Source organism: Paenibacillus sp. NAIST15-1, assembly GCF_001894745.1.
Classification (GTDB): Bacteria; Bacillota; Bacilli; order Paenibacillales; family Paenibacillaceae; genus Paenibacillus_B; species Paenibacillus_B suaedae.
On sequence record NZ_BBYF01000001.1, the window covers coordinates 201,761 to 226,120 of the forward strand.

At 44.2% G+C, this 24,360-nt stretch carries 24 protein-coding genes; all 24 read right to left on the reverse strand.

Translation table 11 applies throughout. The annotated features are described in order from the left end of the window. Window positions 1-24 precede the first annotated feature (24 nt). Entirely contained in the window at window positions 25-1,077 is a 1,053-nt protein-coding gene (locus tag PBN151_RS00925) for a hypothetical protein (RefSeq protein WP_072727291.1), read from the reverse strand. A 71-nt stretch (window positions 1,078-1,148) separates the two neighbouring features. After that, a complete protein-coding gene (locus PBN151_RS00930) occupies window positions 1,149-2,060 on the reverse strand; it encodes an ABC transporter permease (RefSeq protein ID WP_227774251.1) in 912 nt (303 codons plus the stop codon). After that, the gene (locus PBN151_RS00935; protein ID WP_227774254.1) at window positions 1,996-2,967 is read right to left on the reverse strand and encodes an ABC transporter permease; all 972 of its coding nucleotides are present in this window, start codon (window positions 2,965-2,967) and stop codon (window positions 1,996-1,998) included. Before PBN151_RS00935 ends, PBN151_RS00930 begins: the two co-directional genes overlap by 65 nt. Next, on the reverse strand, window positions 2,924-3,979 hold the full coding sequence (locus PBN151_RS00940) for an ABC transporter ATP-binding protein (protein WP_072727293.1): 1,056 nt from the start codon (window positions 3,977-3,979) through the stop codon (window positions 2,924-2,926). The genes PBN151_RS00935 and PBN151_RS00940 overlap by 44 nt, the downstream gene beginning before the upstream one ends. A 27-nt stretch (window positions 3,980-4,006) precedes the next feature. Further along, window positions 4,007-5,182 carry a radical SAM protein gene (locus tag PBN151_RS00945; RefSeq protein ID WP_072727294.1) on the reverse strand — a complete coding sequence of 392 codons (1,176 nt, stop codon included), beginning with the start codon at window positions 5,180-5,182 and terminating at the stop codon, window positions 4,007-4,009. After that, window positions 5,179-6,354 (reverse strand): hypothetical protein, encoded by a 1,176-nt coding sequence (locus tag PBN151_RS00950; RefSeq protein WP_227774256.1) that lies wholly within the window; start codon window positions 6,352-6,354, stop codon window positions 5,179-5,181. Before PBN151_RS00950 ends, PBN151_RS00945 begins: the two co-directional genes overlap by 4 nt. A gap of 31 nt (window positions 6,355-6,385) precedes the next feature. Then, window positions 6,386-7,846: an ATP-grasp domain-containing protein gene (locus PBN151_RS00955; RefSeq protein ID WP_072727295.1), complete on the reverse strand. Its 1,461-nt coding sequence runs from the start codon at window positions 7,844-7,846 to the stop codon at window positions 6,386-6,388. Further along, entirely contained in the window at window positions 7,839-8,102 is a 264-nt protein-coding gene (locus PBN151_RS00960; RefSeq protein WP_083544760.1) for an acyl carrier protein, read from the reverse strand. The genes PBN151_RS00955 and PBN151_RS00960 overlap by 8 nt, the downstream gene beginning before the upstream one ends. Window positions 8,103-8,323: 221 nt before the next feature. Beyond that, complete coding sequence (locus PBN151_RS00965; RefSeq protein WP_021257595.1) at window positions 8,324-9,196, reverse strand: sugar phosphate isomerase/epimerase family protein; 873 nt, start codon at window positions 9,194-9,196, stop codon at window positions 8,324-8,326. Between the two features lie 182 nt (window positions 9,197-9,378). After that, window positions 9,379-10,449 (reverse strand): Gfo/Idh/MocA family protein, encoded by a 1,071-nt coding sequence (locus PBN151_RS00970; RefSeq protein WP_072727296.1) that lies wholly within the window; start codon window positions 10,447-10,449, stop codon window positions 9,379-9,381. Window positions 10,450-10,504: 55 nt separating this feature from the next. Then, window positions 10,505-11,368 (reverse strand): sugar phosphate isomerase/epimerase family protein, encoded by an 864-nt coding sequence (locus PBN151_RS00975; RefSeq protein ID WP_072727297.1) that lies wholly within the window; start codon window positions 11,366-11,368, stop codon window positions 10,505-10,507. Window positions 11,369-11,827: 459 nt separating this feature from the next. Continuing rightward, window positions 11,828-13,939, reverse strand: a complete 2,112-nt coding sequence (locus PBN151_RS00980; RefSeq protein ID WP_072727298.1) for an endonuclease MutS2 — start codon at window positions 13,937-13,939, stop codon at window positions 11,828-11,830. Window positions 13,940-14,493: 554 nt separating this feature from the next. Further along, complete coding sequence (locus tag PBN151_RS00985) at window positions 14,494-15,450, reverse strand: helix-turn-helix domain-containing protein (protein WP_083544762.1); 957 nt, start codon at window positions 15,448-15,450, stop codon at window positions 14,494-14,496. Between the two features lie 187 nt (window positions 15,451-15,637). Next, window positions 15,638-15,859 (reverse strand): hypothetical protein, encoded by a 222-nt coding sequence (locus PBN151_RS00990; protein WP_139170625.1) that lies wholly within the window; start codon window positions 15,857-15,859, stop codon window positions 15,638-15,640. Window positions 15,860-15,894: 35 nt separating this feature from the next. Next, a complete protein-coding gene (locus PBN151_RS00995; RefSeq protein ID WP_227774258.1) occupies window positions 15,895-16,572 on the reverse strand; it encodes a dCTP deaminase/dUTPase family protein in 678 nt (225 codons plus the stop codon). 84 nt (window positions 16,573-16,656) lie between these two features. Next, a complete protein-coding gene (locus PBN151_RS01000) occupies window positions 16,657-16,959 on the reverse strand; it encodes a DUF1653 domain-containing protein (protein WP_072727300.1) in 303 nt (100 codons plus the stop codon). 30 nt (window positions 16,960-16,989) lie between these two features. Beyond that, on the reverse strand, window positions 16,990-17,154 hold the full coding sequence (locus PBN151_RS01005) for a hypothetical protein (RefSeq protein WP_227774260.1): 165 nt from the start codon (window positions 17,152-17,154) through the stop codon (window positions 16,990-16,992). A 187-nt stretch (window positions 17,155-17,341) separates the two neighbouring features. After that, window positions 17,342-17,824 (reverse strand): hypothetical protein, encoded by a 483-nt coding sequence (locus PBN151_RS01010; RefSeq protein WP_072727302.1) that lies wholly within the window; start codon window positions 17,822-17,824, stop codon window positions 17,342-17,344. Between the two features lie 184 nt (window positions 17,825-18,008). Further along, window positions 18,009-19,001 (reverse strand): phage lytic cycle repressor MrpR family protein, encoded by a 993-nt coding sequence (locus PBN151_RS01015; protein ID WP_072727303.1) that lies wholly within the window; start codon window positions 18,999-19,001, stop codon window positions 18,009-18,011. Window positions 19,002-19,202: 201 nt separating this feature from the next. Next, complete coding sequence (locus PBN151_RS01020) at window positions 19,203-20,381, reverse strand: DUF262 domain-containing protein (protein ID WP_072727304.1); 1,179 nt, start codon at window positions 20,379-20,381, stop codon at window positions 19,203-19,205. Between the two features lie 501 nt (window positions 20,382-20,882). Continuing rightward, window positions 20,883-21,635 (reverse strand): peptidoglycan recognition protein family protein, encoded by a 753-nt coding sequence (locus PBN151_RS01030; RefSeq protein ID WP_227774263.1) that lies wholly within the window; start codon window positions 21,633-21,635, stop codon window positions 20,883-20,885. 37 nt (window positions 21,636-21,672) lie between these two features. Beyond that, on the reverse strand, window positions 21,673-21,930 hold the full coding sequence (locus tag PBN151_RS01035; protein ID WP_021257608.1) for a hypothetical protein: 258 nt from the start codon (window positions 21,928-21,930) through the stop codon (window positions 21,673-21,675). After that, window positions 21,917-22,264, reverse strand: coding sequence for a hypothetical protein (locus PBN151_RS01040; protein ID WP_021257609.1), 348 nt, complete (start codon window positions 22,262-22,264; stop codon window positions 21,917-21,919). The genes PBN151_RS01035 and PBN151_RS01040 overlap by 14 nt, the downstream gene beginning before the upstream one ends. A 142-nt stretch (window positions 22,265-22,406) precedes the next feature. Then, window positions 22,407-24,341: a CBM96 family carbohydrate-binding protein gene (locus PBN151_RS01045; protein ID WP_072727306.1), complete on the reverse strand. Its 1,935-nt coding sequence runs from the start codon at window positions 24,339-24,341 to the stop codon at window positions 22,407-22,409. Window positions 24,342-24,360: the final 19 nt, after the last annotated feature.

Genomic DNA, 24,360 nt, shown 5'->3' on the forward strand with positions numbered 1-24,360 from the left:
GCATTCATAAGCGGATATTCTGTTCTATCTCCGAAGCTGGGCCTCTTGTCCAAGCTCTACATGACCGCTTGCGAGCCACTCTTGCTCAAGTCTGTACAATTCCGTGCACATCCGATGAACGACCTGACCATCCACACGACCGCTTTGTACAGCCATTAAGAACACGTTCTTCAACTTATCCGCCCTGCGGGCAATGTCTCGCAGCTGCCGTACCCAAGAATGTTCACTTGACACCAAGGTCTCTGCGAAGCAGGAGTAAGCATAACGGGAACCTGCTAGAAATTTGAACGCATGAGAATGACAGTCGTACAGCTCCGTCCATTCTGGGAAGAATTCCGGCTCCGGCTGATTCACCGTCCGGCAGATCATGTCATAGAACGTTGCATCGTCATGAAGCCCTCGCTGCCGCTCTAGGAAACGCTCCATGATCTGCCCCTTATCCGCTGAGTCATTCCGCTCGGGCCGACGTACAAGAAATACCTGTCTATCTTCTAGATGTACATACGGACTATCTACCATTCGACGGAAATCAGTCTCAGATACGAATCCTTCGAATTCGGGATAAGTATCACGCACCCAGTAACCTGCCCCGGCTGTGCAATCGGCCAGCTCAGAGTCTAGGCTAGACGTGCTGGATAGACCCTGAACCCACACCGAATGCACCGATTCTGGATGCCCGTAGAATCCTGGCTTCACATAGGGCGACTCACCGCATACGATCCAGAGAAAGGCCGCTTGTTCTGAATAGTCGACGTCTTGTAAAATGGTATCAGCATCTTCATATGTCGCATACTGCACTTCCTCATAGGCAACTCCGATTAGCCCCAGTTCAGACGGAACAAGGCACGGGGATTCATACAGCCATGGAAGCTTCTTATTTACATATAAGTGCTCATAAACCGAGCGCGTGCTCTCCCACGCATTGTAATACAACAGCTCAACAGGAACTCCCCACTCCTGAAGCGCAATCGATACTTGAACATTCCGACAATCGAGAAAGCCTTGTTCATAGCGCTGTCTTTCTTTCACTTGCCTCTGTGCCCGTTCTTGTTCTTGTTCTTGTTCTTGTTCAGCCATTCAAATTCACCGTCCTTCAGTACTTCCGTCCCTTATGTCCTCCCTACCCTCCATATAATTCCTTTCCTCATCTAGCTTCCAGCGCTGCTATATCCAACTACAGCCCGCTTCCAGCACCATCTCGTTATGAGAAGCAGCAGGAGCGGTGCTGCAATAGCCCACACAATATCCCATGCGGCCAGCTCATGAAGCACAAACTTCGGAGCATAGTTGCTAATTAGAAAAATCGGGATCACGTACACGCCGATACGCTGCAGCCACCGCGGAAAAATATCTAAAGGCATATTGTTCGCGTCCCAAATCGAATGGGCAATCTCGGTCACTGCACCAGTCTGAACGAAACGAAACGCAAGCAGCGCAGGCAGCAGCATGATGCCATACGTGACAAACAGCGCAGATAACAGCAAGATGAAGAAGCCGAAGATATTGCCATCCAGCGGCAGATTCGCGCGATGCCAGCCGATGCCGATCATAACCGCACCGGCGATGACATTCGGGATAGGCAGACCAATATCGACATAGCGCAGCGACACAAGAAATTGCAGCGATATCGGCTTCGTCAACATCAGATCAAGCGTCCCGTCACGCACATATTGCTGCAGTCGAATGAAATTCACGTAGAACAGTCCCATGTAGAGCCCTGTCATCATCGTATAAGTGCCAATGAATAGAAGAATATGATCTGGCGTCAAGTTTCCGATATGCAGATCGGTCTGATACACAATTAGGATATATAAGGCCTTGGCACAGAGGAAGGCGATCTCCACGGCAATGCCCATCCAGAAGTTGAACCGATATTCCATGCTTGCAGCGAGGCAATTCTTTACGAACACGCCGTATAAACGCAAGTAACTTCTCATACCGTCAGCCCAAGAACGACACCAAGATAACGAATACCAGCTTGTTCTCATCCCCTCTTCAACCTCCCAGCCCGATGTACCGCTTAAGCCCAGCTCGCCAAGCGAGATGTGCTGCTCCTGCAAGCAGAGCGATCCAGCCGCACTGGATAAGCAGTCCCGTTAACGCTTCTCCCTCGCTCAATCGACCGTTCAGCACATTGACCGGGAAGTAAATGGTGTACTTGAATGGGAGCAAGTTGAACCATCCATTAAGCGTATCGCCGAATACCTCAAGCGGTACGATGCCGCCACTTAGAATTTGTACAAGTAGACCCGTGATCACGAAGAAGTACGAGATCTCTGCAAGACGAAACGCTAAGGCGCATATGGCGTAGGAGAGTAGAAACTGTACGGCTGCCGCAAGCAAAAGCGCAGCAGCAAATAAGGCGATGCGGCTTGAAGACAGCACAGCATGACCATAACGGGAAGCGGCGAACAGTACGGCTGCAACTAAGCCGAGCAGGATACTGTCCGTCACGACGCGGCTCCCGGCATAAGCTGATACCCGATACCAGAAGTAACTAATGGGACGTATTAAATAAGTGTTCAGCCCGCCGCTCTTAATGTCTTCGGCGATTGTGTGTTCCAGCTGTGTCATGACGAACTTCGCAATAAGACCGGATAGAATCGTGTACATGATCATTTGTCCGTAGTCATATCCGTAAAGTGTGTGCTGCTCCGAATTGCGGTACACCGCGCTCCATATCAGGGACTGAATGCCGATCGGAAAGAAGAGACTGATGAGTCCAATGAGGAACTGGAACCTATATTCGAGCGAAGATTGAAATCCGATCCCGAAGGCGGCAGCATACTTGCCGTATTTCCTCCGATTGGATGTAGATTCCGCCCTATCCTCGCTCCGTTGATTAGGATCGCCCTCATTAGGTTTATCCTGGCTATGCTCATTCTGACTATGTTCTTCCTGTCTGCACTCATCCTGATTACGGCTATCCTTCTGCTGCATGTCGTTCTGCTCCGGAAGCTTCCCCATTTGTCTCTTCCCCTTCTCGTTCTGCACATTTTGCTTCATATAGTTGTTCGATGACTTCCTCGATTGGAACGTCCTCGACCGTCCAATCCTCAACGAGATCATGATCCAGCAGCAATCGTGCCAGCGGCTTCACCTCATCCGCTGCCACTTCCAATTCAGCCGACATTCCTTGATGCTCCCGCACCTCGGCAAGAAGACGAACAAGGTCTTGCAGCTGCTCAGGCGGAACGAATGCAGTAAATCGTACTTTCATTCGCTTGCGCCGTCCGAATGATCCGCTCATCCGCGCAAGCGCCCCGTCATAGGCAATTTCTCCGCTATGAATCACGAGCGCCCTGCTGCATACATGCTCGATGTCACGCATGTAATGACTTGTTAAGAGGATTGTCGCTTTCTTCTCCTCCTTGTAGGCCTTTAGGAACTGGCGAACATTTTGTTGTGCGGCAAAATCGAGGCCGAGCGTAGGTTCGTCAAGAAACAGCAATTGGGGGCGATGAATCAGCGCTGCAATCATCTCCATTTTCATCCGTTCACCTAGCGATAATCGCCGCACCTGCACACCCAGCAAATGCGCAACGTCCAGCATTTCCGCAAGCTCATCCAACGTTTTGCGGTACTCCAGATCGTCCACGCCATAGATGCATTTGTTCAAATAAATCGATTCATTCGCCGGCAAATCCCACCATAGCTGACTCTTCTGCCCCATGACAATCGCGAAGCGGCGCTTGAACGCTTGCTGGCGCTCCCACGGGACGTAGCCGAGTACACGTGCTTCCCCATCCGTTGGGTGCAAGATACCAGTCAACATCTTCAACGTAGTGGTCTTTCCCGCCCCATTCGGACCAATGAATCCGACCGCTTCTCCCTGCTCAATCTCAAATGAAATAGAAGAAACAGCATGACGGTACAACTGTTCCCGATGAAATAGATTCCGAATGGAATGTGTTAGGCCACTCTGCTTGCGGTAATAGGCGAATGTCTTGCTTAGTCCTCTGACCGTAATCGCACTCATGGGAGACCTTCCCCTTCCCGTCAGCGTTTAAGCGCCATTATTATACAGGAGCACGCACTTCGAACATACCGGCGTTAATCCGCAGGACAATACTTCGCGCTGCTTGTTGTAGCTCTCTCCGTGGAAGACTTCTTTCAAACTGGAATCACGCAAATCCGCAATTGTGAATTCCGGGAAGAACTTGCATGGATTCACCTTGCCGTTAGGCAGCACATCCATGCGCGTAGATAAGGCCAGACACTCCTTCCGGCGCATGCCCGGACGATCGGTGCCGAGAATGAACTCTCGCACCTCATCCGCTTCTAATGCAGGTTGAAAACGAATGCGATTATTCCAGACGCGTGAACGCAATTTCTCCATCTCCGCAAGCAGCGGCTCTAAGTTCTCCGGCGACAAATGATACGTGAACGAATGCCAGCTCTTCTTCATCGGATCGTGGGCCGCTTCCAGCCAACCGAAATGCTCGGCAAAGTACGTATCCATTCGCTCTGCAACAGCCTCCGGGATATACCATGGGAAAACAAAATAGACAGAATTGACCCCCACTTCTTCGAAATATTCCATGAACTCATATAGTCGAGTTACCATCGCGTCATTGATCGTCAGGCTGATCGATACATCCCCCTTGAACTCACCAGAGCGCTTCTTATCCAGCAACAGCTGTATAGCCGCCGTTACCTTCTGGAAGATCCCTCGTCCGCGAATCGCATCATTCTCCTCCTCGAATCCTTCCAGACTAGCCAGCAGTGTGACACCCTCCGGCAGCTTGAGCAGCGAATCCAACTTCTGCTCGACCAGCACCGCATTTGTGCAGATCGTCGCAATTCGAGGATCTGCCGCCAGCAGCTCGCACAGTTCATCCAGCTTCGAGTACATGAGCGGCTCGCCGCCCCACAGGAACATGCGCGAGAGGTAAGGTCTCGTTTCTTCAAATATTTTCTCGACTAACGAGAATTCGATTTCTCTCCGTGCTTCCCGACGCTCGAATTCATGATGGTAACCGTCGGGATTCCACTCGAAGCAGTGCTTGCAGCGCAAGTTGCAGCCATTGTTCAATTTAATGCCGATATCCCTTGGCAGATCGAAGGCAAAGGATGGATCCTCCTTCAGACCTCGGCTTCCCGTGCTCATATTATGAAGCGTCTGCTTCAAGGAACGGAACTCTGTCCGCGTTAACGTCGCACTTGTCTTCGGTTGCGTCATGTATATATCCCTCCGAAATCAGATAGTGAAAGCGTTTGGCTTTTTAAATTACAGTGCAGCTCATACAGCATTTCCCAAGCACAATCCGCCTCTAGCCAGCGGTCATAGGAAATGCCGAAGCCGAGCTGTTCCCATAGCTCTGCATTTGCCCGTTCGTGTTCACCGAATGGCTCAAGGTAAATCAGCGGGGTGGCGGATGACAGCGAATCAATGAGTGTTCCGCCACCAGGCTTGCTGACGATGGCCAAGCTGTTTCGAATCACCTCATACAGCAGCGGCCCGTTCGTTCCCCGTTCGTAGGTTAGCGGTTCATTCCGTTTCCATTCAGCCATTGGCGGATAAGCTGTATCAATTTGATTGAATAGATTGGTTAGAGTGGTTTGAGCAGTTCGAGTGGCTTGAGCAGCCTGCATAGTCCGATCATACGACAGTGATTCCTCCAGCCACGGATGCCAATTCGGATCGGTCATATAGATTCGGTCGCACGGCAGCGCATCTTGCACTTCCTCTGAATGGTATGCCACGATGGCAAGTGAGTAATGTTGCTGGATATTCGTAATCTTGCTCCGATAAGTACCGATCCCCCAGCCACCTCCGTGAACGACAATCCGTCTCTCGCGCTCTGGATAGGGAACGAAATCTGCATCCGACATGGTCAACTTGGCATGAAGTTCGCTTGTACCCTCTCTCCCCAGTCTGTACAGCCAATGATGGCGATAGCGGGGGTATACATCTTCATATGGACGGTAGGACGGCGTATCGACTGCATCCAGTCGTAAGAACTCTGCGCGTATTGGCTCAGGATGCATCATCTTCTCATATCGCTGCAGAACAGGTATCCAGAACCCTGTCACAGCAAGGAAGACCGACCTTCCCTCACCTCTCCATCGCTGAAGCAGATTGGCTACGACCGCTTCATCCAGCGTCAGACCAATATCTCGCGCCATTCGGGTTCCCATCTTAGCTGCCTCGAAGCTATTGTGAAAAAGCTGCTTCGTGCGAATCATGTTGCGGCGTGTCTCCTCAGGGAAGAGGCGCTCCAGCACTTCAGCTTCTGCTGGAATCCCGCGCCGTCTAAGTTGCTCTACAAGTCGAATCCCCGGTACATAAGCACCGAGTGAATTTCCCGAGGTCAGAATGGTAATGGGTGAAGTATTTAGCAGTGTGAACACCTACTTTGCGATCGATGCTGTTCCATCTTATCTATGAATAAATCCGGTAGCCGAATGCCAAAAGCGCTTGATGAAGCTGATTGCCTAACGCTTCACTCCCGGCAGCGTTATCCGCAACAAGTGACACATACCAGCGTCCTGAGCGGTTATGAACAGTTGGTGAGAAGAGAGTGTTCGCAGACAACGGCATCACGCCCGTGCGACGTTCCGGTGTGTATAACAGTTCAATTTCATCCAATTGCATCAACAATTGCTCGAATTGAGTGCTGGAGCTAGACAAATCTTGATCGGCGGTTCCTGCGGTTCTTGCGTCTTCTTCTGCCATGCTTGCAGGCCGCATTGTCGATTGCTGCTCCCGTTCAGGGAGCCCAAGCTGAAGACATGTCAAGAAGCTGCGCTTCCCCCAGCGTTCCAAGTAGGCATCTAAGCAATGGTTCAGCATTCCCATGGAATGTCGAGCGTTAATCTCCACTACTGGATACACTTCACCGTTTTCCAGCAGCATAGAGTCAATGCATACGGGCCCGAAATAGCCGTCAATATACATCTGAGCGGCCAAACGTTCCATATGTTCGAAGTAACCCGCTTCTGCCAATCGATTCACTAGATGTGTATCCGCTGCATATGAACCGCCATAATTCAGCTGTCTATTCACCATTCGCTGTACGCCGAGCAGTTCCGTCCATCCGTTCGATGCGATATGCAATTGGCAGGAGAAGTCCGCCTGCTTATTCAGCCAAGGCTCAACGATCAACTGTACCTGCTTGCCTGCCCTCTCCTGAGCACGTAGATAATCAGTTAGGCGAGTAAGAAGTGCCGAAGCGTCGACGACTAGATTCCCGCTGCCTGATACTCCGTACGGATCCTTCAAGATGAGCTTGCCGTGACGGTTAAGCAATTCAGCGCCGATTTGCTGCACGGCATCCACTCCCTCTGCAAGTCTGCCTGGAGGGTTCAAATCTAACTGCTGTGCAAGACGAAGCGAATACGCCTTCGAGTTCACCTGTTTAACGGCTTCCGCATCAGGAATTGCGCCGTCCAGGCCATACTTTTGAACAAACGCCTCCGCAGAGGGAATAACCGCGTAAGCAGCAAGCGGGAGTTCCCGCATCAATCTCTTCCATTTCGGCTCTGTGCATTGCTCCGATACGAGTTGGAATACATCCTTATTTCTCTGCTCGTTCCCGTTCGTCTGAGCGTTGCTGCATGTCAACGAGCGGAAGTAAAATCCTGCATCATGCAAATAGGCAGCTTGCGCCGCATTCCGTGGATGACGGGTCACGGCGAGGCCATCCTCTCCGCACAATGGGAACAGCAGCTCGTCCATATAATCGGCAGCAGCGTGCTCTTGTACTGGCCGAAGCGATGGCAGCTTCGCCAGCTCAGAAGGGCGCCAATAGGCTTCCGCATCGAACATGCCCATGACAAGACGCGGCCCATCATAGAGTGGCATAGATCTTAGCAGCAGTTCCTCCGGCAGAGGACTACGCATGCAGCTGCACCTCGGCGCCGAGTGATTCGAGTAACCCTAAGAACGCTCGAGTCGTCTGCAAATGCTCGTAATCGAATCGTTCAAAGTCCATTTGCACGTTGAACTGCTCCTCCACCTTCAACATAAGCTGAATCAGTTGAAGAGAATCGAGGCCAACCTCATCGATCAGGTTCGTCTCAGGAGTAAGCTTTATCTCCCAAGAAGCATCTTCTTTCACTTCGCCCACCATGCGTGCCAACTTGTCGATCGCGTGCACATTACCACTCCTATTCTCTGTACAAAATATCGAACTACCCTTCTTACCTTATGTAAAAGCACACATGAAATATGTCAGTCTATTTTTATGACATCGCTTTCATTTCATATTTTTACAGACTACCTTCCCTATAAACGAAAGATCGCCCCATGATAGACAAAAGAAAAAAGAGACAGAAGCCGCATAACTTGCGACATCTGTCCCTTCTGAAACTCAAACTATTATCTATAACGCTTAATGAAATCCACAGCCTTGCGGATGTCTACTTCAGGTGTTTCGCCTGCTTCACGCTCAATCGTCAAATAGCCTTTGTAGCCGATATCAACGAGTGCTTGGAAGTAAGCGTCGAAGTCAACCTTGCCTTCGCCAAGCGGCAGCTCTTCAAATGGGCCGCTCGTTGCCATTTCCGCAATCTTCTCATGCGACATTGGCTCGAAGCCCAGCATGCCGTATACGGTACGCGGGTCAACCTCACGCAATCTCACGCCATCCTTCACGTGTGTGTGGACGATGTAATCCTTCAGCGTATGTACGCCTTGAACCGGATCATCCCCTGTAACCATGACCATATTCGCAGGGTCGAAGTTGACAGCTACTCCTTTGCCGGACAATGTATCGAGGAAAGACTTCAAGTGTGCAGCAGGCTCTGGGCCTGTCTCAATAGCGAAGTGTGCGCCAAGGCTGTTCGCATATTGGCTCAACTCCTCACAAGACTGCTGCATCGCTTCGAAAATATAATTCTGCTCATGCGGCACGATACCGATATGCGTCGTTACCACATTGGTTCCCAGATCAAGAGCCAAGTCCAGAATACGCTTGGACTTCTCCACCTTATCCGGATTCGCCTCCTTGTCTTGGAAGCCGTGTCCGCCCAAGTCACCGCACAGTGCAGATACGTGCAGACCGAGTGATTCGATATAACTGCGCATTTCTTTGCGCGCTTGAGGCGATAGGTTTGCCGGATCCATTTCTCCGCTAACCGCATAGATTTGGACACCGTCTGCGCCCACTTCCTTAGCTTTCACCAACGCTTCCCGCACAGGAATGCGGAAGCTGTCTGTAATGACTCCGATAGGGTTCGTAATTATCGTCATGAAATTTCACTCCTTCAATTATAGTGGTAGTGCATTTTGTCTTTCCGTGACATCTATGATTCAGGTTCATACTTGAACTTGGTTCAGACATAAATCATGCATTGCCTAACACGGATAGCCTCAACTGAGAACTAACGCAACACCAAGCTCTGGATCCATTCATGCATCGATAGAAGCTTCAATTAGGAATAAACAACTTCTGTCCCTTTTGTGCTGGACTCGTAAATGCCGCACAAAATCTTCATCATTTCTACGCCATCTTCTGCAGGGCAGATCGTCTCTGTGCGACCTTGCACGCAGTCGATGAAGTGATCGACCTCGCCTTGGAATCCATTGTTAAAGTCAAATGTCAGATGATCGATTTGCGGCGTCATGTTCAAGATCGTGTTATGCTTTTCGCCAATGATCTTCAGCTCAGGCTCTACTTCAGCGCCACCCTTGTCGCCAAATAATTTCACATACATATCATCCTTCTGCACATGAAGCGAGAAGCTGCAATCAACCGCGAGCGATGCGCCGTTCTCGAAGCGGATAAGCGCATTCGCCATATCCTCAACCGTATTCACTTTGCCACCATCATAATCCGCTGCCTTATAGAAGTCCAGGTGCTCGATATGGTTGCGATTTCCAAGCTTATAATACGCATTGCCGCTTACCGATTTCACCTTCGGCTTGCCCATCAAGTACCAGCACAGGTCGATTACGTGAACGCCGATATCGATCAATGGGCCGCCGCCGGAACGTTCCTTATCGCTGAACCAGCCGCCTGGGTTGCCAAGACGGCGAATGCAGGATGCCTTCGCATAATAAATCTCGCCAAGCTCGCCTTCGTCAATGAATTTTTTCAATACACGTGTATTCGTGCCATAACGGCGCACATAACCGATTTGCAGCGTCTTGCCGCTCTTCTTCTGTGCTTCTTGTACCGCAAGCGCTTCCTCAACTGTCATGCAAAGCGGCTTCTCTACAAGTACATGCTTGCCTGCTTCGAGCGCTGCAATCGCAATTGGTGCGTGGGAATTATTCCATGTACAGATGCTTACTGCATCAATATCTGGATTCTGAAGCAATTCATGATAATCCGTATATACGATCGCATCTGGAGCTTCGTACTTGACTGCCTTCTCCTTCGCGCGTTCCGCATTCAAATCGCACACAGCGATAATTTCCGCTTCACTATTGTTCTTATAGCCATTAAAGTGCATTTCCGAGATCGAACCTGTACCAATAACCGCAACTTTTATTTTACTCATCGATTAGTCCTCCTAATTTTGAACTGTATGTTTCATCCAGAATGATCTGTCGAATTTATACTTCTTCCCAAATGCGGCGGGCATTGTCCATCGCAATTTTCGTGCCTTTGAGGCAGTCTTCCATCCCTTCGAATTCAATGCTGACATAGCCGTCAAATCCAGATGCCTTCACCGCGCGAACGATATCGTAGATTGGCAAGTCTCCTTGACCCACGATTGCACCGCGCAAATAATTGCCATGCAGAGAGCGGAACCAGCCTTGACCAGGATTGCGATCGGCTGGACGAATATAGAAGTCCTTGAAGTGAACCATCGACGCCAATTCAAGGTTGTTCTTCACGGCAATGAGTGGATTCTCGTCTACACATACGAAGTTGCCTACATCAATGGTCGTTCTGTAGTTGTCGCGATCTACGGCAAGCACGAGACGCTTCACACGCTCGCTAGCTTGCGTATAGAACCCGTGATTCTCCACGCTTGTAACGATGCCATACTGGGCGGCATAATCTGCAATTTCCCGGCATGCTTCTACAAGCTGAGGGAAATCCTGCTCGAAATAAGCTGCACCTGTCTGTTCAAGCGGACGCGATGCCACATCATGACGCATAAACTTCACACCAAGGCGATTCGCAACATCAACATGCGACTTCACACGCTCGATTTCACGCTTCAATCCCTCTTCGTCATGACCTGCAAAGTTCGCGCCAATGCAGTAATTGGACAACTCAAGCCCAATTCGTTCTGCTGTTGTACGAATCTCTTCTACACGCTCTGGATGGTTGACCAGATCCAAATCCAAATCCACGATTTCTGCGTGATCTGCGCCATTCTCCTTCATCCATTCCAATGCTCCGGATATACTTAGACGTTTGTCCTGCAATGCAGCATACAAACTATAAATGCTAACTCCTAATTTCACAGCAGCCCACTCCATTTCATCGTTGTCTTCGGTTAATTTTTTCAATTCTCTACTTATTTGCAAGCGGTTACAACGAATACTAACTGTCTCCACTACATTATAAAAAAGTTTGTACGCCGCACATTGCACTATAGTCCACAAATATTGGACTTTCTTTCACAGATGCAGTTGAGGATGTGAGATACTCCCATTTGTTTCTCTAATACAGGAATATACAGGGAAAAGGAGACAAAGATGCGCATCCCCTTTGATATCAATGGAGCATTTGTTGTTCAATCTTCTCGTTCGCAAATTGGAACAAAAAATGATCGAAAGCATATATCCCCGCATTCTTGGCAAGCAATTGCTTCTGCCCAGGACGTTTGTCTCATTTTACAGAATATTTTTGTTTATGTCGGATCCACCACGAGCAGAGGCCCTCTAATAAAATAGAAGGCCTCTTCACATGGCGTTTTCTCATTATTCAGATGGATACTCAATCGTGATGCCCTCGACATGCTTGCGGGACATGATCTTCTTTTTCTTGCGATTCTCCTTCGACTCGAACACAATGTCCATGTCATAGTCCTCCGGGTACAAATCCCGCTTCTCAATGTACAGCGTCAGGCGTTTCTTGTTAATTTTCACCTTCTGGCGCTGAATAAGTACCCCTACATTGCCGCGTAAGTCTTCTTCTTCATACACGATGCCCGTACGCTTCAAATATGCAATGTGGACGCAGTCCCCTTTTTGCAGCTTAGCGGGAGGGTTCTTGCTGTTATCGGAATCCTTAGAATCCTTAGATCTCATAGACTCCTTAGCACCCTTTGCATGTGTTGCATGTCTTTCCTCTTCCCTGCCCACAGGAAGATTTGCACAGCCATCCCTCTTGACGAGGTTTGCTGTCTCAACAGCCCTAGCTTCATCCTCATCTCCAGCATCATCTCGGTCTGAACCCTGTTCTCCTCTGGAAATGGAGATATCTCCGTTGGGAGCTTCAGCCTCAGAAATTGCAGACTTCCCATCTGATGCAGCAGCAGCATTCTCAGCTCGGAAGGTTCCTGCACTAAGTGATTCTGTAACATGCTGTGAACGGCTAATAATATCGGCTGACAGACCCAGCTTCGCAGCAATGAGGAAGGCATAGCTGCTTCCAGCTTCCCCAATGCGCAGCTGATATCGCGGCTGCAGAGTGTCTGCATCGAATTCCATCCTTGCATTTTCAAAGCCCGCCGTAGCAGATGCGAAATGCTTGATTTCATTGAAGTGCGTTGTGGCAAGTACAATTGCTCCTCTTCTCCGCAGCTCCTCCAATATGGCGATCGACAGACCCACCCCTTCACCAGGATCGGTGCCGGACGCCATTTCGTCAAATAATACAAGCGTGGACGCATCGGCTTCCTCAAGAATATGAATCACATTCGTAACATGGGCCGAAAATGTACTTAACGACTGTTCCATGCTCTGGCCGTCTCCGATATCTACACATACGTTGCGAAATACGGAGAACAGACTGTTCTCTTGGGCCGGCACCAGCAATCCAGATTGCGCCATAAGCGTAAGCAGTCCCACTGTTTTCAAGGCAACCGTCTTGCCGCCCGTATTCGGCCCCGTAATAATCAGGCAAGAGTAGCCACGCCCGATTCGAAATGTAAGAGGCACCGTATGCGCGCCTAGCAGTGGATGCTTCGCATTACGGATGTCAATGATGCCGCAATCATTCAACTGTACCGGTCGACCATCTATCGCACGGCTGTATTTCGCTCGCGCGAATAGGTAGTCATATACCCCGACGGTATCCACATTTATCTTAATCTCAGGTGTCGATCTTTCCAGCAATTCGGTTAAATGGCTCAACACCTTCATTTCCTCTTGCGACTCTGCAATCCGCCACTGGGCGAGATCATGCTGAAGATGGGCAATTTCTGTCGGCTCCATATACACGGTTTGACCGCTTGCTGATTCATCCAACACGGTGCCGTGGAACTGCTTGCGCAGCTCCTTCTTAATGGGCAGCACATATCTGCCCCCGCGCATCCCTACCAGATGCTCCTGCATTAGTGTTCTATGCTTATTCATCAGACCGTCAAGTCTTTGCTTAATGCGACTCTCCACCTGCATAACCTTCCGCCGGACTCTGCTTAGCTCCCTGCTCGCCTCATCTGTAATTCGACCATGTCGAATGCAGCGCTCAATCTCTTCCCTTATGCTCTCCAGTTCATACATCGACGCAGCATATTGACTTACTGTAGGGGCAACCGCATACTTCGCGCGCATATACTTCTTCAATTGGGCGCAGCTGCGCAGAAAGACAGCCACATTCGTGAAATCATCTTCCGAGAATACGTAACCTGTATTCACGAGCGAGATAATATGCTCAATCCCTTGTAAGGTCGGCAGCGGTACACTCGCCCCCTGCTTCAGCATATCACTTGCCTCTGTCACTTCTGCCATCGCTCTTCGTACCTCATCGGTATTCGTGAGCGGACACATCTTCTCGACGTGGCTTTTTCCCGCATAAGAAACCGCATATTCCGATACTTTTTCTTTAACCTTATGATAATCCAGTCTTTGCAGCATTGTTTCGTTCATGCCTCTTGATTCTCCTTTGATTGTTGTAGGAGAGCAGCCGCATATTATACCTCACGGAAAGAGGGATTCTGTTCACGGAAAACAACAGCATGTATCGTTCATGCCGGGTATCATCTGTATAACGCAAAAAAGGCAGAGCATGCGTATGTGCATACTCTGCCTATATATTCCTTGTTCTCATCAGTAACTGTCCCAGGCCATGTTTGAGTGCCCCTATGGTGGAGTGCACACAATTCACGATAATTACAAAAAAACGTGCTGCATACAGCACGGATCCGGGCAGCAAGAGAATGGAATGCTGGCGTAGATTTGCTTATCCGCTGTTCTTAACTCGTTTCCGGAGGACTAATAACAGCATGCTCAAATAAACGTCACGCTGGACGTTTGTTCTCAGGGTTGTTCCTATGACGAAATTCGAACATACACCTGCAGCAAAACCGTTGCCTCACTATGGAATTGACTAGTTAAGAACGCTCACCAACATTAAAATCTCCCCTTGCTTCGTAATATCTCTTAGTATACAGAATCTTCAAATGCATCGTCAAGCAGCACGCTTATGACAATGGACTCGCAAGCGCCTGCTTCTTATATTTCGAAGGCGACATGCCGGTATGACGCTTGAACATGCGTGAGAAATAGGCCAAATCATTGAATCCAGTGCCGAAGCAGATTTCAGTGACAGACTTATCCGTCGCAACGAGCCAATGCGCTGCCTTGCTCACACGCAAGTCGATCAGATAGTCGTTGAATGTTTTGCCTGTAAATCGTTTGAATAAGTAACAGAAATACGTTTTAGAAATATTGAATTGCCTGCACAGACGCTCAAGCCTAAGCTCCTCGGCAAAATGCTCATGAATATAGTCCATCACAGCCTTCATCATCTCTCGGTACTTCTCAACACGCTCGTCCTCTTCACTCGGCTTATCTGCCAGCTTGGAATATTCACGAATGATGACAGAGAGAAGCTTCAATAAATTTGCTTTGAGCACCAGCTCGTAAAATCGCTTTGCCCCCCGGTACTCTTCCAACATTTCCGTAAGCAATCGACCGACTTCCATATCGGTCTCTCCGGTCAAGGCTACCTTTGGCGTCACGTGCTTCTCATCGATCAGAAACTGCTCCAAATAAGAAAAATCGAAGCACTCTCCGCTCCATTCCGATTGCTCAAATCGTTCGTTGATAAAATGAGGCAGGAACTCACATCCGATCACTTCCATTCCTTGATCAGGAATCATATCGACCCGATGTACGGCATAGGGCGGAATGACGAATATATTCCCCTTCACCATGTTATAAGTCCGATGATTAATGGAATGCTTGAACTCCCCTCGAACAACATACCAAATCTGTATATAGTCATGGGTATGGTCCCAGATACTCCCTGACGTATGATCCAGCTTATACATTTTGCAAGGCAAATGAGCTTTCATCTGCTGCTCGGAATGAAAGACAATGACATCACTCGGCAAGTCAACGCCGACACCCGCCAGCTTCTTATTCTTATCCCCCATGTGCATCACCTATCACATCATAAAATGTGCTGACATGTACATTCCCAATTCATATCGATGGAGCATTTTCGCAATATGTATTTCAATAAAAAGCATGATATTCTCTATCATTTGGTCTTAAATAGTTTCGTCAGTCAAAAGCAAAAAACCTCTTCTCTTAGATAAGGTTTTTTGCTTTTGTATGTTATTACATTTTGATATGTTTATTGAGTTTTTGAATTAATTTTTTTGTCTTTTCCTCAATAAATGCTTCTGCTTTATTACTGTCATTATCAAACAAATCCACAGCTTTTTTAATAATTTTATCAACTTGATTTTCATTCACTAGATGTATCGCACTCTTCCCCATCTTAGAAGCCGAAATCAATGATAAATAAGCCATTAAGTCCATTACTTCTCGTTTTGTCATTTTGACCATTCAACATCCCTTATTAAATATCTTTTTTAATTTGAGCTTAGATTCATCTCAATAGCAGGTATTTTGCGGAGTTGTTCATATGTAATCTCCTTAGTTCTTACTTTAGGACATATTTCTATAACTGCCTTAGCAATGGCTTTTGTTGCAGGGTAATAAATTTTATCATTGGTTTCAATAATTTCATTAACACTCGATGTCAGAACAACGTCTTTGGATCCCGAATTAAGAATGGCAATAAACCATTCATCACGGTAATTAGCGTCAATGATTCCTGATAGGACTGATAAGGAACAACTCGAGGCATTATTATTTTCTTTCAATACAAGTCTATACTTATTTAATAAAGAAGATGCGATTCCTGTAGGCAAAAATACGACTTCGTTCGGCTGAATGCTTACAGGATCTTCAACTGATTTTCCTTTTGGATTCAACACTGCATTTTTAATATCTACATAAATATCATAGCTCGCATCGGCATTCATGGAACTGGGCAAGACTGCCGTTTCTCTTACCTTGGCAAACAATACTGTATCACATGGCTTCTTATTACGAGTTGTCCGCTTATCCTTATCAACATCCCATACGTTTACGCACATTGTTTTGTATTCATTGTTTATTTTTTCTTCAATCACTAGCTCATATTTCTTTGCAGAAGGATTAATATTAAGTTCTTTCACAACCCCGAATCTTTTTTCTTTTTTCATCCACACAGTCTCACCAATTTTGTAATAGCGCTTTTTATCATACTCCACAATATTCACCTCTGTACTTTTTATAGTTTTTGATGATTAATAATCACTTCTTCTTTGATTATACGGAGAGAAGCGTCGTTCTTCTTGTCCATCTATCATTACTGAACCCAAAAATAACTCTTTAGGTTGTACCCAATGTCTGCCTTGAGCATCAACATAAAGGGCAAGTGATTCATTCGAATCCACATGAAAGGCGCCTTTATAAAGAAATACATTTACATGTTTCCCTGATTCAGTATGTATGGCCTCAAAGTATTTTTCCGCTTGCTTGTGGCTAATACCCGATTTCACAATGCCGAGCAAATAACATTCATAACCTTCATAATGTCGATAAAACATAACATAGCCCTCCCTTTTCCTAATAAGTGTTTATGCCTTTGCTGAAGACGTAACATACTCATTCATTCGTCGTTTAATAATTCGTGCATGTACATCATTAAAAATGACCGCAATTAGAACCTTTACGTTGTGATCATCATCCTTCAAGAATAAGTTAAAACTATTTATACCTTCTTCCAATTCATATTTGATCATGTTCGTCACCTCCATCCTTCAAATTACACATAGATAATAAAGTACTTTATTTTGTTTTTGATTGTAAATAGATTATATTCCCTACTAGATTTTCCGTCAATAGCTTTTTGTATCGGTTTTGATCCGATACATTTACGTCGTATTTTTATCCATCATCGATTTGCCTCTCATTTAATTTTTTTTAGTCTTATATAATCGCTCTTTTCATTTGATCTTTATAATCCTTATTTATATGTAATTGCTCAATTATAGTCACAATCTCTTTTACATTAAAGTCATTTCTATATGTAACAACTGCATCGTACAGTTGTTTTAAATTTATTTTCTGGTTATCAATCCAGTGAAGAACCTGTTCTATTTCCTTATTATTTTCTATATTAGCAAATAATCTGTTTATCAATGTAATTTTTTCTATTTTTAACTTACATTCTTTATATAGTTTTTCAAATTCGTGATATTCTTTATAGGATAATTTTTCTTTTATATATATAATGAATTTATGAACAATCATTGGTTTTGTCATATCACTACCGGATAGGAATATAAAATTATAAAATTGCTGTAATGTTGCTTCATCGACAATGACTAACTTTAGGTCGTCTAACATTTTTCCTTTAAATCCCATACCGAATTCTAACTCACGCAAAATATTGCTGTCATAGTTATCCACTATTTCTCCCCCATTACAATGATGTTTACAGTAAAATAAGAACATATGTTTGTATTTTTATATTCCAATTATATCCCATTCAATACTTACCGTCAAATTTTTGTAGGAAATTATAGCTTCTCATTTAGCAGGTTTTTCATCTATGTTTAAGAAATAGACGCACTAAAAAACGCAATGGGATAACTTACTCCATTGCGTTCTTTATCTCGTCTATTTCGTGAGGATATAACGACCTAATCATTTCTATATTCAAAAAATCTCGAAGAGACCATTTATACTTCATATTATAAAAATCGCATATTTCTTCGAGCTGCTTCCTTTCCAGTCTTCCATCTCTTTTTAAAACTTGTAATGCCAAGTATATCATACCACTCCGTACAATATTTTTAGTAGTAAGAGCCTCGCTGTATTCCTCTAATCCATCTACTTTTCTAATCGTTTCCAGTCTATTGTAAATCGTATAGAACTTGACTTTATCCCGATTCTCATCATTATTATTTATTGCACCTTTTAGTATATAGGTTGAGCTCGGTAGTGGGATAGAGTCTCTGACTTTACTTGAAAAATCAATTCCCCCATTCGATTTATAATATAACTGCTCCTGATTCGTCAGTATCGCCATTCTAAAAATAAATGGATCAATTGGAGAAATGATTCGAGCTATATTCCCCTTCTCATCTCTTATATAAATTTTATTCTTATCAAAGTCAAAGTCTGAAATTTGTAAATTTGTTAATTCCTTAACCTGGGTGCCTTGAATACCGTTCCATAATGCTTCAATGATAAAACTATCTTGTTTATTCACTAAGGAATGGATAATTGCCTGTTTTTCATCATAACTTATATATTGTTTATACTCTTTTACGAAGGAATAAAAATATTCTTGTCTTCGTTTTAATGGATTCGTAAAATTTCTTGAGTAACTATGATCCATCGCCCATTGTATGTAGGAAGATAGAACATTACAATACGTCCGAGCACTCTCTTTTGTTTTTGGTTTAAGCATATTTGCGATAAAATTTTCAATTTCATCATCACGAAAATCATATATATCCCGTTGGAGCTCTATTTCTGTATCCACTGCTTTTTTAAATAATCTTGAGTAAACTTCTCTTGTATCTAAATTATCGAATTGCTCAAGATATTTCATTTTAATTTCTGCGTTATAAAAATCCATCTCTAACCTCCTTTATACATTTTATGCAATGGACTTTAACTAAATAAAGTACTACCTATTTTTATTATATATGACACTTCAATAAAAAGAAAGGGTACTGAGCACCACCCCAATACCCTCCCATGTCAACTTTTTTCTACACTAAATATCAAACGAAATCTATCTCTCACATTCTAATCCATTTCTACATTTTGTCAATAATCATATGCGAAGTGACCTGTCCAATTGTACGATTGCTTCCTCTACTTCCAAATTAGATTGAACAATAGATATAAATCGTTCTAAAGCTACTGACATTTCCGTAATTCTCTTCAGTACGTTTTCCTTTTTAGGTGCCCCTGCTTGACACGACTTCCCATATTCACTCTCTACGCGATAACATGTAACCAAAAAACTCCGAATAAACTCACCGTATAACTCCGGCTGCAATAGCTGATTCATTGCTACCTCTGCACACCAAAAAATAATCGGTATGTGAGTCTTTTTCAGTGCTTTTTTTCTTTCATTTGAATCGAACGAAGCAAAAGCATCCGTAAGATACATTGAGATTTTCTGTATTTTCTCAACAATGTTTTGATCCAAAACCTTCTCTGTTTTCTTTAAGTCAAGAACATATTCTTCTATATTTTTTGCACCAAAGCCCTTTATTTTATCTATCCCATCTTCAAACAACATCAGGATTTGAAGTATCATTTCTTGATCTACAAACCGTACTCTGGCACGTTTGGATAAGCCTACATCTTCTTTGAAGAAGTGTAGGTTTGACATATCATTAATAGACTTGATTAAATCGCTATGCTTCGCTCTTGTTAACTCTATTCTGGACAGTGGTGTGCCGCTATTTTGCTTTACGAACATCTTATCGCGTTCTTCATCCGTCATATTTTCTATTTTGACGATAGTGATGGATTCATCTAATATTTCATCTTGCATCTCTTGAGGCAGATCTTTGAATTTACATCCTGCAATTTGATGGCCATATACATCCTCTGTATTTTTATGCAATTTCCATGCGCCGTCAATAAAACTCATTATCGTTGTTATCCGTTGTTTCCCATCCAAAAACCACTTTTTCCCGTCATCTGAATCCTGAATAAGCACGGGTGGAATATAATACCCATAAATCAACGAATGGATTAAGTCGCTCCGCTGATGATCATTCCAGGTTGCATTCCTTTGGATTGCCAGATCAAACCGAAGAACAATCTCATCCTGTTGATTCTGACTGATCCATGTCCGATCTCTTCTCCATTCTTTATAGAGACTTCTGATCGTATAATTCCTTGTAGATTTTTCGATTCGCGTTTTTCTATAAAACCGCTCTGTATTCTGATAAGGTTGTTTACCTAGTTCATTATTGTTGGTATCAGCTTGATTCATAACCTAACTATACTCCTTTTTTTCAGAGTTAGACATGTTCAAAGTAATAAGAGGCATAATGACCATGCAATATAGAGTATAAATCTACTGTATTGCTTAGTACTCATCACATTTTTCTAGAGCAACATTATATCATCATAAACCTCATTCATGTATTACTTCTTATTTAGAATCAACAGATATCAACTTCATATTGAATATTGATGCTTATTTATTTCTTTTGGTCACATACAACTCACCGGACAACTGGATGGTAAGGCTCACAATTTCAGCTACAATTTTGGAATTTGTTCTTTCTTTGAAAAATGGCGGGAGCCGATTATATATCGTGCATACAATCTCTGGCTCCTTATTTTGAATTGTTTTAACAATTGATATGATAATGAATTCGATGATTCTATTGTATAGCTTATTTGGTTTTATAAGAATGATTGTAATAAACGCAATTGTGAGTAAGAATGCAACTATAATATACTCCATTTTATCACCCTCTTTATACTATTATTTGATTTTGCGATATTCCATAATCATATACGCCCATACAGGGAGACTTTCTTCCACACGAGCTTTCCAATAGTCAGGACTAGAAAGAATTCCTTCCTTTGCTAGTCGGTCAATAGCTTTATGTGCTTCTGCTACTGCAAGTTTGTCCAATTTCTTCACACCTTTCGATTCTTCATCTGATTTATTCATTTGAGTGCATGACTTCAGTTCATTTTGAACATCTTGAATGAAATGTTCTTTACTAATTCCCATGAGCTTTAAAGCATTTTTAAAAGGATCCACTTTGCGTTCTGGATCCAGTTCATCATGTCCTGCTATATGTTTACTAGGATCGAGTTTGAATGTATGGCACAAATAGGCGTGATACCATACATACCGTTTGTAAGCTTCTAGATTATTAACGGCGCCTCGCTTATGCGAATAGCATAATTCAACTCCTATCGCAATATCGTTCGCGTCACCCCCGTATAATTCGTTGTCCTTCTTTACGTTATATCTTACATGCCAAGCTTTTTCAGGCTTAGCCGTTGTAGCTGGAATACATTCGATAATTTGTTTATCGTCGATGAATGTATGGGCCGATGCGGACATTTCATTATGTGAGTTTTCATAATATCTTACATTGGCTGAAGCAGAACTGCCATCATTTCCGGTATCATGGCTTACGATAAATCCAACATAGGGCATCGATAATCCTGGCCGTCTTTGTGTCTTAGGTGTAATGTATTGCTTAACAATTTCGTATTTCATTTTGAACATCATTCTTTCCCCCAATACTATCTACTTCTTATGGCAAGTTTTCTGTCTCCGTTTCAGAGAAGCTACTTTTTGATTTTTTTTTGCCGGGCGCGAACGCAAACGATTCCACACATTTAATGCCTGTAAACGCCCCCAGCTCATAAGCGAGCAGCATCAGCATATTGTCCGATATGTCCCCGATTTGCCACGCTTGGTACAAAGCCATACTTAGTGTGCAAAAAAATCCGATAATAAGTGCTGAAACTTTGGTTTCATCCAACGATAATCCATCTTTAATCCATTTCATGTTGACCACCTCGAAAGGATTGTAGCTCTACACGCAAATCATCGACTTTTACTTGCAGTCTTTTATTTTCTAAAGTCAGTTCGAGATTTGTTTTGTGAAGCTGAGCGACTTCCTCGCTAAGTACTCGAATCTCTTCCCTTGCTTCCTCCAGATCGGTTTTATAGCTATTTATAATCTCTTTCAGCTCTAATCTAAATGCTTTCTCATCTTCGCTTAGTGCCTTTCGGTCGCTAATCGTAACATCCTTGCGATTGGTACTCCTTGTTGCAACGAATGTAAATATAGCTGTTACTAATGCTGTAATAACCGGAATCAGTATTTGCAATGCCTCCACACATAACCACCCTCTTGCTTAATGCATCGTTTATCTTTCTAATTTATAAAGTGATAAGGACCCTAGAAATTCATCAAGAGAACATAAAAAAGAGGAGGTTCGAAACCTCCTCTTTATCGTTTTAAGTTACTACTTCTTCATTTTAGATAATGAAATAATAGGCCCCACCTGTTTGAGATCTAATGCCAAACCTTGCATGCAAATCATTAACATCCCTTTGACGACAAGTAGTCTGAGACACAAGATCTTCGTCCGCTTGATATCTTCTAAATAGGTACCCGAACAGCTCTGGTCTGCTGCTCGTCATCTCAGCCTCAACTTCATGGATTGCTTTGATATCGATTGTGGCATCTATATCCTTGTACACATTTACTGTAAGGACTGAATCGATTATGGAATGACCTCTAACATCAATGCTGGAATTAAGATTAGTCACGATTTGAGCTAATACGGTTGCAACCAATTCAGGGCTGCTTGAAGCTATGCTTGTCTCGATATCCTCATGCTCATAAACTTCCATATAACTCTCTAAATCACTATCGCCCTTAATATAGATAAGCATCTCTGAATGAAGCTCTGGTCTGTTGCTCCACATTACGGAAGATTTATCGTCATATTGTTCCGGCGTCGGTACACTTATAAATGCTGAAACATCATCATTCACTAAAGGTTTTGCCTGAATGATTCCTTCAAATGAGTCGTTGTAGCTAAACACTTCCATTACTGAACCAAGTTCAGGTTTGTTGGACTCCATTTGCGATTCTATATTTGCCCGTGGATCATCCTCAACAAAGGCTCTGGTCTGTAATGTCGCTTGGAGAAATGCATTTTTATCGACAATCATTTCAGATTGGAGCTCAGGTCTAGTCGCATCTATTTGAGTCTTTACGTCAGAAGATTGCAGTAACGATCTTACCGTTAAGCTTGCATCTCGATAGCTTTTAGCCGTCTTATATACAAACATAGAAGAATGGAGCTCCGGTCTTGATACATAGATATCAGCGTCATAGTCCATAAGCATCGGTACATCCGCCCGGTGTACATATAGGGAAGAATCCATCCAACTAAAACCGATATTGCTATTAACGTTGATCCTAGCATCCAGGTCGGCAAAACCACGTCCAATGACAAACATCTCAGCATCAAGCAAGTATCTAGTTGCCGTATAAGATTTAGATAAATCAATATATTGGACAAATAGTTTCGGCTGCTTATACCCTAACTCCCTAGTGAAAAATGTTACATACGAGTTTGCTTGCGATCTGATGCCTATACCATAATTCGGTTGTTCGTCGCGATACCATTTTAGTACAATATCAGTCATGTCTACTTCGATGTATCGCTCTTGTTTATTGTAAAGGAACTTGTTTGTTATCAGACCCAGGGGCATTGGAGCATTTGCTGCTGTGATACCGATTTCATTCCAGAACTCTTTATTTGTCGTAAATTCGAGATCCATGCCTTCCACTTTATCATCAGCACAATATAATCTTAACGTAGCCTTTTCAATTAGTTTTTCTTTACCTAAAGCATGCAAATCAAATTCAATAAAGGATTCGAAGTTTTCAATATTTGCATAGTCCCTCGTATCCCTACCAACAAACATTTGTTTTTCAGTGCCCCAGTTCTGCGACTGATACCTTACACTATCTCTCGTAAAAGCATCTTTTACAGGTGCTATCTCTTGAATAATTCTAGGCGCCTCAAACAGTTCATAATCTCCATACATTCGATTGTTGGGCGCTACTTCGATGACACTTTCCACGAAACTTCCGGCAATCGCCTCAATTGTGGATTCCTTATCACTGATCCCCTTATACATGATCATCGCAAATGAATCTAACTCTGACTTGTTTTGTACGCGGACTATGAGAGAAGAGTTCAAATCACTATAGGCTTTCTTATATACAAACATATAGGAATCTATATCTGAGCTCTTGCCTGTATACAGTACATATTTGCCGGCCATTGTATTGATTGGTTCATCGTAATGTCTAACATACATGCTTGATTCTACATCATCATGCGCATAACCTACCCAAAGGTTCGCATTAAAATCATAAACTTCCTCCTGCACCTACCATCACTCCATTGTA

Excerpts from the sequence above, each read along its gene's own strand:
- PBN151_RS00925 (WP_072727291.1), bottom strand. The coding sequence starts at position 1,077 with ATGGCTGAACAAGAACAAGAACAAGAACAAGAACGGGCACAGAGGCAA.
- PBN151_RS00935 (WP_227774254.1), bottom strand. The coding sequence starts at position 2,967 with ATGGGGAAGCTTCCGGAGCAGAACGACATGCAGCAGAAGGATAGCCGT.
- PBN151_RS00940 (WP_072727293.1), bottom strand. The coding sequence starts at position 3,979 with ATGAGTGCGATTACGGTCAGAGGACTAAGCAAGACATTCGCCTATTAC.
- PBN151_RS00945 (WP_072727294.1), bottom strand. The coding sequence starts at position 5,182 with ATGACGCAACCGAAGACAAGTGCGACGTTAACGCGGACAGAGTTCCGT.
- PBN151_RS00955 (WP_072727295.1), bottom strand. The coding sequence starts at position 7,846 with ATGCGTAGTCCTCTGCCGGAGGAACTGCTGCTAAGATCTATGCCACTC.
- PBN151_RS00965 (WP_021257595.1), bottom strand. The coding sequence starts at position 9,196 with ATGACGATAATTACGAACCCTATCGGAGTCATTACAGACAGCTTCCGC.
- PBN151_RS00970 (WP_072727296.1), bottom strand. The coding sequence starts at position 10,449 with ATGAGTAAAATAAAAGTTGCGGTTATTGGTACAGGTTCGATCTCGGAA.
- PBN151_RS00980 (WP_072727298.1), bottom strand. The coding sequence starts at position 13,939 with ATGAACGAAACAATGCTGCAAAGACTGGATTATCATAAGGTTAAAGAA.
- PBN151_RS00985 (WP_083544762.1), bottom strand. The coding sequence starts at position 15,450 with ATGGGGGATAAGAATAAGAAGCTGGCGGGTGTCGGCGTTGACTTGCCG.
- PBN151_RS00990 (WP_139170625.1), bottom strand. The coding sequence starts at position 15,859 with ATGACAAAACGAGAAGTAATGGACTTAATGGCTTATTTATCATTGATT.
- PBN151_RS00995 (WP_227774258.1), bottom strand. The coding sequence starts at position 16,572 with ATGAAAAAAGAAAAAAGATTCGGGGTTGTGAAAGAACTTAATATTAAT.
- PBN151_RS01000 (WP_072727300.1), bottom strand. The coding sequence starts at position 16,959 with ATGTTTTATCGACATTATGAAGGTTATGAATGTTATTTGCTCGGCATT.
- PBN151_RS01005 (WP_227774260.1), bottom strand. The coding sequence starts at position 17,154 with ATGATCAAATATGAATTGGAAGAAGGTATAAATAGTTTTAACTTATTC.
- PBN151_RS01015 (WP_072727303.1), bottom strand. The coding sequence starts at position 19,001 with ATGGATTTTTATAACGCAGAAATTAAAATGAAATATCTTGAGCAATTC.
- PBN151_RS01020 (WP_072727304.1), bottom strand. The coding sequence starts at position 20,381 with ATGAATCAAGCTGATACCAACAATAATGAACTAGGTAAACAACCTTAT.
- PBN151_RS01030 (WP_227774263.1), bottom strand. The coding sequence starts at position 21,635 with ATGAAATACGAAATTGTTAAGCAATACATTACACCTAAGACACAAAGA.
- PBN151_RS01035 (WP_021257608.1), bottom strand. The coding sequence starts at position 21,930 with ATGAAATGGATTAAAGATGGATTATCGTTGGATGAAACCAAAGTTTCA.